At 70.7% G+C, this 14,104-nt stretch carries 8 protein-coding genes and 3 pseudogenes; 6 read left to right on the forward strand and 5 right to left on the reverse strand.

From position 1 onward, the window contains the following. Together rph and PSQ21_RS00010 are read right to left on the reverse strand one after the other, a co-directional pair. Positions 1-1,804, reverse strand: a pseudogene (rph, locus tag PSQ21_RS00005) (rifamycin-inactivating phosphotransferase); the annotation flags it as partial. Positions 1,805-2,168: 364 nt separating this feature from the next. After that, positions 2,169-2,884 (reverse strand): annotated as a pseudogene (locus tag PSQ21_RS00010) (LuxR C-terminal-related transcriptional regulator). A 554-nt stretch (positions 2,885-3,438) separates the two neighbouring features. On the opposite strand from PSQ21_RS00010, the gene PSQ21_RS00015 reads away from it, so the two are divergent. The 3 genes and pseudogenes from PSQ21_RS00015 (at position 3,439) to PSQ21_RS00025 (ending at position 6,761) form a co-directional block, all read left to right on the forward strand. Next, positions 3,439-4,095 (forward strand): DUF5701 family protein, encoded by a 657-nt coding sequence (locus PSQ21_RS00015; protein WP_274028209.1) that lies wholly within the window; start codon positions 3,439-3,441, stop codon positions 4,093-4,095. A 651-nt stretch (positions 4,096-4,746) separates the two neighbouring features. Then, a pseudogene (locus PSQ21_RS00020) lies at positions 4,747-6,032 on the forward strand (family 16 glycoside hydrolase); the annotation flags it as partial. 180 nt (positions 6,033-6,212) lie between these two features. Further along, positions 6,213-6,761, forward strand: coding sequence for an HAD domain-containing protein (locus PSQ21_RS00025; RefSeq protein ID WP_274035582.1), 549 nt, complete (start codon positions 6,213-6,215; stop codon positions 6,759-6,761). A gap of 32 nt (positions 6,762-6,793) precedes the next feature. Here the strand turns inward: PSQ21_RS00025 and PSQ21_RS00030 are convergent, their stop codons facing one another. Further along, positions 6,794-7,378, reverse strand: coding sequence for a DUF998 domain-containing protein (locus tag PSQ21_RS00030; protein ID WP_274028211.1), 585 nt, complete (start codon positions 7,376-7,378; stop codon positions 6,794-6,796). 298 nt (positions 7,379-7,676) lie between these two features. Here PSQ21_RS00030 and PSQ21_RS00035 point away from each other — a divergent pair, with 298 nt between their 5' ends. Both PSQ21_RS00035 and PSQ21_RS00040 read left to right on the forward strand, forming a co-directional pair. Beyond that, positions 7,677-8,084, forward strand: coding sequence for a YciI family protein (locus PSQ21_RS00035; RefSeq protein ID WP_047174922.1), 408 nt, complete (start codon positions 7,677-7,679; stop codon positions 8,082-8,084). A gap of 7 nt (positions 8,085-8,091) precedes the next feature. Then, positions 8,092-9,237, forward strand: a complete 1,146-nt coding sequence (locus PSQ21_RS00040) for an RNA polymerase sigma factor (RefSeq protein WP_274028214.1) — start codon at positions 8,092-8,094, stop codon at positions 9,235-9,237. 348 nt (positions 9,238-9,585) lie between these two features. Here the strand turns inward: PSQ21_RS00040 and PSQ21_RS00045 are convergent, their stop codons facing one another. After that, positions 9,586-11,709 (reverse strand): glycoside hydrolase family 6 protein, encoded by a 2,124-nt coding sequence (locus tag PSQ21_RS00045; RefSeq protein WP_274028215.1) that lies wholly within the window; start codon positions 11,707-11,709, stop codon positions 9,586-9,588. A 477-nt stretch (positions 11,710-12,186) separates the two neighbouring features. Here PSQ21_RS00045 and PSQ21_RS00050 point away from each other — a divergent pair, with 477 nt between their 5' ends. Next, positions 12,187-13,323 carry a PQQ-dependent sugar dehydrogenase gene (locus tag PSQ21_RS00050; RefSeq protein ID WP_274028217.1) on the forward strand — a complete coding sequence of 379 codons (1,137 nt, stop codon included), beginning with the start codon at positions 12,187-12,189 and terminating at the stop codon, positions 13,321-13,323. A 158-nt stretch (positions 13,324-13,481) separates the two neighbouring features. Here the strand turns inward: PSQ21_RS00050 and PSQ21_RS00055 are convergent, their stop codons facing one another. Next, positions 13,482-14,093, reverse strand: coding sequence for an XRE family transcriptional regulator (locus tag PSQ21_RS00055; protein WP_274028219.1), 612 nt, complete (start codon positions 14,091-14,093; stop codon positions 13,482-13,484). Positions 14,094-14,104 lie beyond the last annotated feature (11 nt).

The following is a 14,104-nucleotide window of genomic DNA, read 5'->3' on the forward strand; positions in this document are numbered from 1 at the left end:
TCGTGGCCTGGTGATGTCGATCTCGCCGACGCAGCGCATGCCGTACCGGTCGAGGTAGGCCTCGATGGCCCTCGCGCGCCTCGTCCCCGGCCCTCGGTCTTCGCCAGCTCGTCCAGGAAGGTGGCGTCCTCGAGGTGCCCGGCGTCCCGCAGGAACGCCAGCACCTCCGGCAGCGGGCGGATCACGTCCGCGAGCGTCGAGAAGCGCCAGCCCCATCTCCGACGTGATGTTGCCGGGGGCGGACAGTGTCAGCGTGTCCGCGGCGTTCTTCTCGCCCAGCCACTCCCACAGCCTGTCGTTGAGCCACCATGTGGCGTCCATCCCGCCATGATCGCCTGCATGCTCAGCGGAGTCGGCAAGTACCCGCTTGTGCTCCTCGAACGCCTCCAGCAGGAAGTCGAACAGTGCCGGACCCTTCTTCGTCCGGATGTCACGTTCCAGAGCGGCGATGGACGTCCGGCTGTACTCGATCAGTTCCGTGACAACGGCCGGATCGGTGTCGATCGGGGCGGGCGCACCCGTGGGCGGCGGGCCGCCGGGAGCCGCGTCCGGGAGCAAGGGAACGAAGCCCTCGCGTTCGAGGACGGTCTCCAGCGCGTCCCTGACCAGCGGATCACCCTTCCCCATGGCCTCCAGGAGAGCATCACGGCCGGCAGGCGATGCCAGTCGCCGGGTGACATCGACGAACAGCCGCCCACCCGCCTCGTGCATCGGCACCATGGCCGTCAGCTGCCACATGGAGAACCCGAGGGGCTTCATGGGGTCGGTCATCATCTGCTGGTGGCCGACAGAGACGTAGACGTGGTTCCCCCCGTCCTTGCCCTCTTCGCCGTTGTCGATGACGGGGAGGGGGAAGAGGGTGGTGACCGGCCGGCTCTGGACGATCCGGAAACCATCATCGACCAGGCACCATTCGATGTCCTGCGGGCGGCCGAAGTACGCTTCGATCCGGCGGCCGAGCCCCACGAGGCTGACGGCCTGCTCGTCCGTCAGCGCCGGCCGCTCCCGCTGCCGCGCGTCGACCGCCACGTCACACGTACCGCCGGCGGGCAACGGCGTGAACGGCGCGCTCCTTGACGGCGATGGCTCTCGTGACGACTTCGCCGTCCCGGACCGTGAAGACGTCGGGGTTCACCAGACCGGAGACCAGTGCCTCGCCGAGGCCGAAACCGGCTTCCACGGTGGCGACCTTCCGGTTGCCGGTGACGGGGTCGGCCGTGAACAGGACGCCGGACGCCTGCGGGAAGACCATCCGCTGAACGACCACGGCCATGTGGACCGTACGGTGGTCGATACCGTTCCGCTGTCGGTAGATCACGGCCCGCTCGGTGAACATCGAAGCCCAGCACCGGCTGATGTGCTGGAGGACCGCGGCCGCCCCCAGGACGTTCAGATACGTGTCCTGCTGGCCGGCGAAAGAGGCCGTGGGCAGGTCCTCCGCCGTCGCACTGGACCGGACGGCGTACGCGGCGTGCTCGCCATACCGGGCGAGCGCACCGGTGACCGTCTCCGCGAGGTCGCCCGGAACGGCGAGATCCTCGATGATGCCGCGCATCTGTGCGCTGAGCGTGCGAATCGCCTCCCGGTCGTCCGGGCTCAGGCGTGCCAGCTCATCGAGCCGACCGCCGATCGACGGGACCTTTGTCATGGCCCGCCGGAAGGCGTCCGTCGTCACGCAGAAACCCTCCGGCACACGCACGCCCTCGAGCCGCGACAGTCCGCCCAGGTGCGCGCCCTTGCCGCCGACGGCCGCGACGCACCTCTCGTCGACCTCTTTGAGATCCAGCACGTACGAGGCCGTCACCGCGACACCCCCGGGGCGGTCGTGTTCCGTCGCACCGCGGCGGCCGGCCCGGTCTCCGCCGCCCCGCCCTCTGCCGAACCCCTTGTCGGGCACGTACTCATTCCTGGTTCTCTTCCCTCTGACGTCATGGCCCGGTGGACACTCCCGGCCGACCGGCGCACGTCGTGCCCCGTTCCGCAGGCGGGGGCACCGACCCGAGGATTCTGCGCCGTCACCCGGGGCTTGCCGCAAGCCCCCCGGTAAGCTATAAGTTGAGAGTGGCAAGGAGAGGGTCTCTCCTTGCCTTTGTTCTGCCCTTCTGTGTTTTTGTGTTTTTGCGTTTCTGCCTTCTTTTTTGTCTTGCTGCGGCTTCCCCGGGGCGCTGTCATTCCTCCGCGTCGCGGACCAGCAAAGCGATCTGTACCCGGTGTTCTGGACCGCCGGAATGGAGAACAGACCGCCGGTGCGCGCCTTGACCGTCACAACACTGACGTGCAGCCTCCGGGCAATCTCCGCGTTCCCCAGTCCGTCCGCGCTGGCCCGAGGCGGTCTCGCGCTCGCGTTCGGTTCAGAGGCGACAGCCGTTCCCACGCGGCCCCACGGAACGATTCCCGCGCATGGGAGGACTGCGGCCCAGTGGCTGCGGCGATCACCCGTGCCGCGGCGGCCGGGGACAGCACGGGGCTCCCGCCCGCCACGGCCCGCACGGCACCGAGAAACCGCAGCGGCAGGGTATGTCCTTGAGGACGAACCCCAACGCTCCGGCCCGCAGGACGCCGGGCACCAAGCCGTCGGAGCCGAACGTCGCCAGCATGAGCACCCGGGGCGGCACCAGCCGGGCCAGGAACTCCCCGGGTCACGCCGAATCCGCCGACGCCGCCGAGGCCGCCGAGGCCAGGCATCCGTACGCCCATCAGCACAACGCCCGGCCACTGCTCGCCCGCCCCGATGACCACGGCGTTCCCGTCAGCCCCCCTCCGCGACGACAGTCCACAGTCAGACCCGGTCCGCCTTCGCCGTCGATACGAGCCGCAGCACCATCCGCACCAGTTGACCGCCGACGACGATGACGACACGCACCGGCTCCCGCTCACTGTCCACGCGTGCTCTCAGCTCGCGGGCGGGGTCCGGCCAGGGCAGCCGCACACTGAGGACGTAGCCGCTGTCGGACGCGAGGTAATGACGGAGCGCTCCGCCGGCCAGCCCGACCCGTTCGATCAGGCCGAGAAGTCCGAACCCCAAGGCCACTGGCCGACGGCCGGTGGCCGGTGGCCGGTGGCCGGCGGCAGGTGGCCGGCGGCAGGTGCGTGGTACTCGTGGTGGCCGGGGCATCGCGGACATCGACGCCAAGCCACTCACCCGCCGCTCCTCCGAGAGCGACACGGACGGGGGCACCCGGGGCATGTCCGGCAGCGCCGGCCAGCCCTGGACCACCCGGCAGCAGATTCACCCCACAACACCGGCCGGCGCTCCCCTGCGGAACGTCCAGAGCGTCGAACGAACAGCAGATCATGAACGCACCTGCCAACGCCGCCGCAACAGCGCGGGGTGCGGGTCCGACCCGAGGGAACGTGACCCCGCCGGGAACACTCCGGCGATCTCTCTCGTTCGACCTCCGGCCCACTACCGGCGAAACGTGAATCCGAGGAACTGCCTTGCCCAACGCTTCCACTGCCGACCCTGCACACGCGCTCCCGTCACCAGCCGACCAGGCACGGCGCCTGATCGAGCTCGGAGTGCACGAGATCGCGGGGATCCCCGCCGAGGACATCCACGCGTTCGCCGAAACAGCCGACCCGGGCCGCGACATACTGCTCGCCGTCCATCCCGACCACGCCCCCGCCTCCACCCTCGCACCACTACTGCTACGCGACGGCAAGCCCGGCTTCGTCGTCGTCGACATGCCCGACGTCGACCAGTTCACCCCCAACACGGCCGAACTCCCCGACACACCGCTCTACTTCATCACCGGACCCGACCGCGGCGACCACATGTCCAACTGGAGCCCGGAGGAAGCGTTGCCCGCCTTCACCCAACAGGGCCGCACCCCCCTGGTACTCACCGAGGGCATCCACTGGGTCCTGCAGCAACCGGCGGTACTCCAGCGGAACCTCTGCTTCATGACCATCGGGTCCCGGCTACGCAAAGCGAACGGCACCCTGGACGCGCGCACCCCGGCCATCTGGATCAGCAACGGCACCGGGCGAGACAGCCGGGAACGGCGCAACGCACCCAAGATCGGCTGGTGCTGGTGGGGCAACCGCCACACCTGGCTGGGATTCGCCTCCGCCACAAGCCGCGAACGTCAATAACACCCCCGCCCCCCCCACCCCCAGTTCCCCTCCAGCACCACAAAACACCACACCCACCAGAACCCGCCCCCGACAACCAGACACAGAACACACGGCACAGGGCACAGGGCACACGGCACACGGCACACGGCACACGGCACACACGAAACACCACACCACCACACAACCGAACATTCACCCCCACGACACCAGCCAACCCCACCGTCGACGACGGGCCCTTCGCCGCGAGGAGCCAGGAGGAAGAATGCGTTCATGGCCGCTCCCACCGTTGCCGCATACATCTCACCAGCCTGGGCGCCGGGCCCGCAAGGAGTGCGAGGGCGCCCTCGACTCCCCCGGGGACGGACTGCCGCTGACCGGGACACACCCGGACTACGTGCTCACCGATCTGCAGCCCACGGGCTCGAACCGCAGGTCACCGCGACGGCCTGGCTGCCCGACGGCCGACTCGCCGTGACCGCCTCGGCGGCACCGACCACACGACCGGCGAGGTCCACCTCCTCGACAACGTCCAGGGCGACACCGGTCCCGGTGAGGTGACCGCCAAGATGGTGACCGAAGGGCTCAAGGAGCCGATGGACATCAAGGCCGTCGACGGCAAGTTGTACGTGTCCCAGAAGCACGAACTCACCGAGCTCACCGACATCGCCGGGTCTGCGTACACCCAACGGCATCGGCTGGGGTCCGGAGGGCGACATGGTCGTCCTCGACAACCAGGGCGGCTGGCTGCCCTCCTCGAAGCTGGTCCACATCACGCAGGACCGCTTCTTCAGCCACTCCACCAACCCCTCGGGCCCGTTCGACGCGAAGCCGGTGACCAGGCCGGTGCTGTGGCTGCCACAGAACGAGATAGCCAACTCCCCCAGCAATCCGCTGCAGTTGGAAGAAAGCCGGTTCGCCGGGCAGATGCTGTTCGGTGATGTCACCTATGGGGGCACCCAGCGCGCCTACCTGGAGAAGGTCGACGACGAGTGCCAGGGGGCAGTCTTCCGCTTCACCCAGGGCCTGGAGGCGGGCGTCAACCGGATCAGCGCGGGCCCGGACGGCGCCATCTGCGCCAGCGGCCTCGGCGCGGGCGGCAACTGGGGCCAGGAGGGCAAACTGACCGGGGGCGCGGGCTTTGACACCGAGCACGCGGGCTACTCGGGTGGCGGCTTCGTCGACAACTTCGGCCAGCAGGGCGCGTCCGTCGCCTTCGACGTGGAGACCGCGAAGGCGGGCAAACACGACGTGGGCCTGTGCCACTCCAATGGGCCCGGCTCCGGGCACCAGTATGGTGAGCGTCCACGGCAACAGCGAGAAGGTCCGGCAGATCAAGCTGCTCTCCACCACTGACTGGAAGACTTGGTCGACGAGCACCCGCGTCCAGCTCTTCGACAGCACCAACCAGGCGGCCTGGCAGCATCCGGACGGCCGTGCGCCCGCATGGCCGGTGAGCGGTGGGGAGATGGAGGTCGCCAGCGGGGGCCTGCGCACCAGGCAGGGCTTCCAGGTGTTCCGTGCGCACGTCGGGTTCCGGCTGCCGAACCTCCCGCCGGACGTGACCGGCCAGGACCGCGCCAACAGCGGTGTGTACCTGCAGAAGCGTTACGAGGTGCAGCCCTCGACTCGTACGGGTGACACCACGCTCGCCGACAACGAGGCCGGGCGATCTACACCGAGAAGGCCCCGGACGTGAACGCCGCGACGGCCCCGGAGACCCGGCAGACGTACGACATCACCTTCCGCGCCGCCCGCTCCGACGCCTCGGGCGCGAAAACGGAGGACGCCCGGGTCGCCGTCCGTCGTATGGAACGGCGTCACCGTCCACGACGACGTGGCCGTCGACGGCACGACCGGGCGGTGGAGCGGCCGAGGGTCCGACGGCCTGAGCGATCAGGCTCCAGGACCACGGAAGCAAGGTCCGTTACCGCAGCGTGTGGATCGCGCCGCTCACCTGGAAGGCTGATGAAGATCTTGGGTTCGAGCCGGGCTCGATGTCCTGGTTCCGGGGTGGCAGCGGCCGGCTGTCACCCCGGTGCCGTCGGCACCGGCGCTCCAGCCGCGCGCCGCACCGGTCCTGGCCCTGGCTCCGGGGGCCCTGCCCGATGGGGCCGGACCACCGCTATCGTGCTCCCGTGACCGGCACCGTGCAGCGTCCGCTGCTGTTCCTCGACGTCGACGGCCCGCTCATCCCCTTCGGCACGACGTCCCGCCCCCACCCGACCTACGGGACGGACCCCGGGACTCCGGGGGCCGGCGCGAATCCACTCCTCACCAGGATCGATCCTCGGCACGGGCCCCGGCTCGCGGCGCTGCCCTGCGAGCTCGTCTGGGCGACGACGTGGGGGGAGGACGCGAACGCGTGGGTCGCGCCCCGCGTCCGCCTGCCGCCGTTGCCGGTCGTTTCCTGGCCGGAGCCCTCCGAGGCCGACGGCACGGCCGGAGTGGAGGACCAGGACGAGCGGGACGGGCTGCACTGGAAGACCCGTGCCCTGGTCGCACGGGCCGCCGGGCGTCCTTTCGTCTGGGTCGACGACGAGATCACCGACACCGACCGGGCCTGGGTCGCCGCCCATCACCCGGGCCCCGCCCTGCTCCACCGGGTCGACCCCCGGCAAGGCCTGGCGGACAGCGACTACACGGCTATCGACGCCTGGCTGCGGAACGAAGCGGACGACTCATAGGCGCGCCCCCGGCACGCCCACGGACTTCGCTTTCAGGCCGCGCTTCTCCGGCAGGAGACGACCACCAGGAACGGCCACAGCGCCTGGACGAACGTCACCACGCGCTCGGCGACGCCGGGCGCCCCCGCCCCCTGCAGCTCCGCCAGGAACCACAGAGCGCTCGCGCACATCAAAGCGCTCGCGGCGAGCGACACATCGAGCCTCAGCCCCCACGGCACCGGCCCCCTTCCCCGGACGGCGGCCAGCGGAGGCCACACCGCCAGCAGCACGAGGCCCACGGTGGACACGGCCCCGTGCCCCCACGCCCCGCCGCTGCTCGGGGCGGGCACCAGCGTCAGGGCCAGTGCGGACAGTCCGCCGCCTGCCAGGGCGACCCGTCCGGCGGGCGCCGCCGCCCGGAGCGCGTGCGCCGTCACCATGTAGGACGTCCCCAGCACCAGAAGCATCCCCGTCATCAGCCAATAGGCGGCGGCGCCGTAGGAGGCCAGCACGCTCAGCGTCTGCCTCGCGGGGTCGTACTCCGGCCCTTGACGCAGCTGCGCGATCATCCAGGCGCCGACCAGAAAGACGGGCGCGCATCCGGAGGAAACCAAGGCCCACCACGGAGCAGATCGCATCGAGTCAGCATAAATCCGAACATGTCGCCCGCTGTCGACATCCGTCCGCTGTCGGCCCGCCGAACCGAGTGCCGCGGGGCGGAAGACACCCGGCAGCAGTCGGGGGCGTCGGGCCGACAGCATGCGCAGGCGGGTGACGACGGCACCGATGGCGGCGGCCAGGGGTCTCGGGCGCCTCCCCGGCACGCCGAGAAGATTTCCAGAAGTTTTCGGGCGACGATGTCGAGAACCCGAGTCCGGCTCCGTCCCCGTAGTGAAAGCGGCCACAATGGGCCGCACCGCACCGAGGAGTAACACCATGGCCAAGTACCTGCTGCTCAAGCACTACCGCGGAGCCCCGGCCGCGGTCAATGACGTACCGATGGACCGGTGGACGCCCGAGGAGATCTCGGCGCACATGCGGTACATGCAGGATTTCGCGGACCGGCTGGAGAAGACCGGGGAGTTCGTCGACGGCTCGGCGCTCGCCCCCGAGGGCGCGTGGGTGCGGTACGACGGCGAGGGCCGCCCGCCGGTCACCGACGGGCCGTTCGCCGAGACCAAGGACCTCATCGCCGGCTGGATGATCATCGACGTCGACGGCTACGACCGCGCCGTCGAGCTGGCCGGGGAGCTGTCGGCCGCTCCGGGGGCGGGCGGAAAGCCCATCCACGAGTGGCTGGAGGTCCGGCCGTTCCTGTCCGCGCCGCCCACCGTCACGGAGTGACGCCACGATGAACGAGGCCCTTCTGCGGAGCCTCGCTCCGAGCGTTCTCGGAATCCTCGTCCGCCGCGGAGCAGACTTCGCGGCGGCCGAGGACGCCGTGCAGGACGCCCTGGTCGAAGCGGTCCGTGTATGGCCGGACGAGCAACCGCGGGACCCGAAGGGCTGGCTGGTCACCGTGGCCTGGCGGCGGTTCCTCGACGCGACCCGGGCGGAGGCCGCCCGGCGGCGGCGGGAGGGCCTCGTCGACGAGGAGCCGGCGCCCGGGCCCGTGCCGTCGGTGGACGACACGCTCCAGCTCTATTTCCTGTGCGCCCACCCGTCGCTGACACCGTCGTCCGCCGTCGCGCTCACGCTGCGCGCCGTCGGCGGGCTCACGACCCGCCAGATCGCCCGGGCCTATCTGGTGCCCGAGGCGACCATGGCGCAGCGCATCAGCCGGGCGAAGCGCACCGTCTCCGGTGTGCCGTTCGATCGGCCCGGCGATGTCGCCACCGTGCTGCGGGTCCTCTATCTGGTTTTCAACGAGGGCTATTCCGGCGACGTCGACCTCGCCGCCGAGGCGATCCGCCTCACCCGGCAGCTCGCGGCAGCGATCGACCACCCGGAGGTGGCGGGGCTGCTCGCCCTCATGCTGCTCCACCATGCCCGCCGCGCCACCCGGACCGCGCCCGACGGGAGCCTGGTGCCGCTCGCCGAGCAGGACCGGGGCCGCTGGGACACCGTGGCCATCGCCGAGGGCGTCGAGATCCTGCAGGCGGCCCTCGCCCGCGACCGGCTGGGCGAGTTCCAGGCCCAGGCCGCCGTCGCCGCGCTCCACGCCGACGCGCCGACCGCCGGTGAGACCGACTGGGTGCAGATCGTCGAATGGTACGACGAGCTCGCGGGCCTGACGGACAGCCCGGTCGTCCGGCTCAACCGGGCGGTGGCCGTCGGTGAGGCCGACGGGCCGCGTGCCGGGCTGGCCGCACTCGCCGAGCTGAGCGACACGTTGCCCCGTCACACGGCGGTGGCGGCGTATCTCCACGAGCGCGACGGCGACCTGCCGACGGCGGCTCGGCTGTACGCGGAAGCCGCCCACAAGGCTCCTACGCTCGCCGAGCGCGACCACCTGACGCGCCAGGCCGCCCGGCTCAACGCCCGTCTTCGGCGTTGATGGATCGAACACGCCGGCCGCGCCCGCCGTTGGACGCGCCCGGAAGTACACCTCCGAGCAGTCCGCGGTCGTCCCGTCGAAGGCCGACGGCTCCAGCGGGTGGAGCAAGCCGACGACCGTACGCGCCAACAGCACGCCCGTGTTCCCGAAGGGGGCTCACCGCGAAGAAGGACGTACCCAAAACGCGCGGTCCAAGGCCATATCACCCCGTCCGGGCACGACCGGCTCCGGCGACCGGGGCGACGTGCGCCGACCCGGGCCCGTCCGCGCCGCTGCCCCTCTCCCGTCGTCCGGTGAGAGGGGCAGCGGCAGTGGCAGTGGCAGAAGCCGTGCCGGTCGCGGGGCAGGTCAGGGGGCGGTGCCCCAGGCGAGGGTGGAGCCGGTGAAGACGCCGATCCTCGGGGCGTCGGCGAAGGCGGTGTTGGTGGAGCGGCTGTAGTCGTCGCTCTCCTGGAATGCCGACCAGTCGCTCTTGTTGAGACGCAGCTGGATCTCCCCGGTCGTGGCGCCCGCCGCGAGGCTACCGCTCCCGAAGCCGACCTCCAGGTAGTGGCCTGCGCCCGTGGCAGGCGCGCTCACCGGACGGACACCGTGCGTCACGTTGCCGCAGCCCAGTACCGCGTAGTCGCAGGCGGTGGCGAAGGTGCTCGCACCGCCGTCGGAGGTGAACCAGTAGCGGGCCGTCACCGTGGAGAGGTCGATCGCGGCCGAACCGGTGTTGACCAGGCGGAGGGACATCCGGATCTGATTGTCGGTCGGAGAGCCGTCGGTGTTGCGGTACTCGGCCTTGAGCGCTCCTGTTCCGGTGCCGCCACCCGCCTCGGTGGTGACCTGCGCGGCCGGGCTCCCCGCCGAGACGTTGCCTGCCGCGTCCTTGGCCCTGACCGAGTAGCTGTAGGCGGTCGAGGCACGCACGCCGGTGTCGGTATAGGTCGCCGTGGCCGCCGTCCCCACCCGGACGCCGTCACGGAGGACGTCATACCCCGTGACGCCGGTGTCGTCCGTGGACGCCGTCCAGGCGAGGGTGACGCTGCTGCTGGACTTGGCCGTCACCCGCAGGTTCGTGGGCACGGTCGGCGCCTGGGTGTCCTCCTCGCCTCCGCTGCCGCCGTCCAGCGGCGGGTGGGCGTTGCGAAGCAGTTCCTGGAACTGTGCGGAGAACCAGTGCCCGGCCACCGGGGAGTCCGGCAGGGCACCTGTGAGGTTGAAGCCGTTGCGGCCGTTGCCGGTGTACGTCGGGTCGCACATCCGGTCGAAGCCCTTGCCCTCGTCGTTGTCCCGGGGCTCGCTGCTGCCGTCGGACTCGCCCGGGGGCTTGGCCCAGACATAGGCGTCGATCCCCGGCTCGGGGGCGGTCGTGGGACGCTCGCCGATGCCGGCGCCGCTCTGGTTGCACCAGTTGCCGGCGTGGATGCGACGGTCGGTCCGGCTCCCGTCGACATAGGCGTCGGCGCTGGTCAGCGGCCCGGGCCCGGAGGGCCGGGAGGTCCCGCCCCAGCCGTTACGGGCGGTGTCGATGAGCATGCCGATGTCGGAGGCGAAGCCCTGGCGCACCAGTTCCGTGCGCAGAGCCTTGGCGAACGAGAGCTCGTCCACGTAGTAGTTCCAGTCCACCCAGCTCGACTGGCGCACCGTGGTCCCGTTCACGGAGTCGGTCACCGCGAAGTGCGGCTCCTGGAGCGCCGAGTAGTTGGCCGTGTTGACGATGAAGCCGTGCACGTCGGAGACGGTGGCGCCCTCCATCGTCGCGGCCTTCTTGAACTGCTGGGCCGCGGGGACGAAGTTGGAGTCCCAGCCGAGCCAGCCGTGGTGGGCGGCGTCGACGTAGTTGTAGACGTTGGGCACGGCGCCCAGGGTGTGCAGGGCGTATCCGATGCCCTTCTCGTAGTTGCCGTTGGCCTTCATCGTGGCGCACTCGGGCGTGGAGCCGGCGGTCCCTCCGGCGTTGGTGACGAGGTTGGGCAGCGAGTCCGGTTCGATGAGCGTGACAATGCGCAGGCTCGCGTAGGCCGGGTCGTCGAGGATGTCGGCGATGGGGTCGATGTAGTCGTTCTTGTAACGGCTCAGCTCGGTGGGGCCGAGTTCGCCGTTGGAGGCGAGTGCGGCGCAGTCCCGGCCGGGGAGGTTGTAGATGACGACCTGGAAGAGGTCGGCTCCCTGGCTCACGGCCGTGTCGAGGTGCGCGCGCAGGCCTCGCGCGCCGGGTGTGCCTTCGATCGCGGCGATGCGGTCCATCCAGACGAACGACGGCTCGTCCGCGATGACGTCGCCGCCGGGCTCGGCGGCGGCCTTGGCGGACCAGTCGGGATTCACGTACGGGGTGGCGCCTGTGTAGGGGTTGTCGACGCGGGCGGCGGCGGCTGACGCCTGTCCGGGTACGGCCACCGCGAGTGCGGCGCCCATCATCAGTGCGGACAGTGCGGCGGCCGCCCTCCTGCGGAGTGCGTGCGGGGTGGTGCCTCTGATTCTCATTGCGGCTCCGTGCTCCTCTCGTACGTCCGTCGGGGGTAACGACGGACGGGTTCGGGGGTCCGTGATGCTCGGGAGGTCAGGCATTCGCATGGGGAAGCATGTGCGTGGGAGCGCTCCCAAACTGGCGTGGCATTCGATGGCTGTCAAGCATTACGGCGCAATAACGTTGAACGGAGCGGCAGTTGGTGGGAGTTGGAGCGCTCCCACCAACGCCGGAACCGGCGGAACGAGCACATCACCGGTCGACTTCGCGTCGACGATTGGCCGACTACCGACTTGCGGAGCGCGCCAGAGCCACCGCGCGAGAAAACGTTGCGCCGCTGGTCTAGGCCAGGCCACGCCCGTCCCCCTATCCTCACCCGTAGCCGGTGCCACACCAACTCCCCCACCCAGGTTGCCTGCCGGCTCGTGCCCCCCACCCAACTCCGCTCGAGCAGCCGGGTGACCTCCCCCCTTCGCCGCCTCCAGGAGGCCACGGTGAGATTCCGCACCAGAAGCTCGGCGATCATCGGCACGCTCTGCCTCGTCACATCACTGGCGCTGGCCACGGCATCGGCCCACGAGCCGGCCGCCCCGGACCGGCCGGTGAGCGCTTCCCTGACCGAAGTGGCCAGGGCCCAGGGGCCGTCGGCCGGAGCGGCCGGACCCGATGACACGCTGTGGATCGCCGAACGCGCCGGTACCGTAAGGGTCCTGGACGATCAAGGCCTCGGCGCACCCGTGCTCGACATCTCCGACGAGACCACAACGGACGGCGAACGCGGCCTGCTGGGCGTCGCGTTCGACAAGGCCTTCGAGCACTTCTACATCTCGTTCACGGATCTCGAAGGCACCAGCACGGTGGACGAGTTCGCCGTGGAGGGCGGCCGGCTCCAGCCGGACACCCGGCGGACCGTTCTGACCCAGACGCAACCGTACGCGAACCACAACGGCGGGGACATCAAGTTCGGCCCCGACGGCTATCTGTACATCGCGTTCGGTGACGGCGGTGCGGGCGGCGACCCGCACGGCAACGGGCAGAAGCTCGACACCCTGCTCGGCAAGCTGTTGCGGATCGACCCGAGCGGAGGCGAGCCGTACGCGATCCCGGCGGACAATCCGTTCGTGGACGACGCGAACGCGAAGGACGAGATCTGGGCGTACGGGCTGCGCAATCCGTGGCGGTTCTCCTTCGACGCCGGCACGGGCGACCTGCTGATCGGCGATGTCGGCCAGAGCGACTGGGAGGAGATCGACTGGGCCCCGGCGGACAGCGAGGGCGGTGAGAACTACGGCTGGTCCTCCATGGAGGGCACCCACCCCTTCCGGGGCGGCACGGAGCCCGCGAACCACGTCCCGCCGGTCCACGAGTACGACCGTACGGGCCTCGGCTGCTCGGTGACCGGTGGATTCGTCTACCGCGGCGACGCGCTCGGGGACCTTCAGGGGAGCTATGTGTTCAGCGACTACTGCGACGGCACCCTGCGTACGCTCCAGATGCGGGACGGCGAGGTGACCGGCGTCGGCGACCTCGGAGTCAGCGGCGGCGAGGTGATCTCGTTCGTCGAGGGCGGTGACGGCGAGCTGTACGTCCTCGGCAGCGGCGGCGCCATCTCCCGCGTCGATCCCGCGTGAGCCGCTGAAACGCGCGAGAGGCCGGCTGTGCGGGCCCGCGCCGGGGGCCCGCCGATCACGGTGATCGGCGGGCCCGCGTCCCATGGTCCCGCCGTACGTGCCGGGGGCTCGGGTCCTGACGATGCGGCCGGCACCACCGGCTCACTGCCGCACGCTCGTCACCGCGGGCTCCGCCCGGGCGGGGCCGGGGAGTCCGCCTTCTCCGTGCCTTCACCGCGCTGATGGCCACGGCGGGCGTCCCGGTCGAAGATGCCCAGCAGCTCGCACGGCCCGCCCTCGGCGCCGATCGCGTGCGGGAGCATCGTGGGGAACTCCGCCGCCTGGTTCGTCTCGATCCGCAGGCGCCGGTTGCCCAGAAGCAGGACGGCGGTGCCGGACAGGACGACGAGCCACTCGCGGCCCGGATGCGCGCGCAGCCGGGCGGGGTTGTCGGGCGGCGGCTCGGTCATGCGCTGACGGATGACGGTCATGCCGGGTTCCGCCTTGATGGGCCACCGCATCTGACCGTGGGCCCCGTCGAGCGTCGGGTAAGAGACGACGTCGTCGGAGGCGGTCTCCACCAACTGGTCGAGGGAGGTGTCCAGGGCGCGGGCGAGCGTGACCAGCTGGTCCAGGGCCAGCCGACGCCGGCCGTTCTCGATGCGGCTGAGCGTGGACTGACTGACCTTCGCCCGGCCGGCCAGCTCCTCCAGGGACCAGCCCTGGGCCACGCGCAGGGCGCGGATGCGTTTGCGCACCAGGCTGTCCAGCTCACCGTCTTCTTGCGTCATACGCCTGAGCG

It is taken from the genome of Streptomyces sp. MMBL 11-1, from assembly GCF_028622875.1.
Classification (GTDB): domain Bacteria; phylum Actinomycetota; class Actinomycetes; order Streptomycetales; family Streptomycetaceae; genus Streptomyces.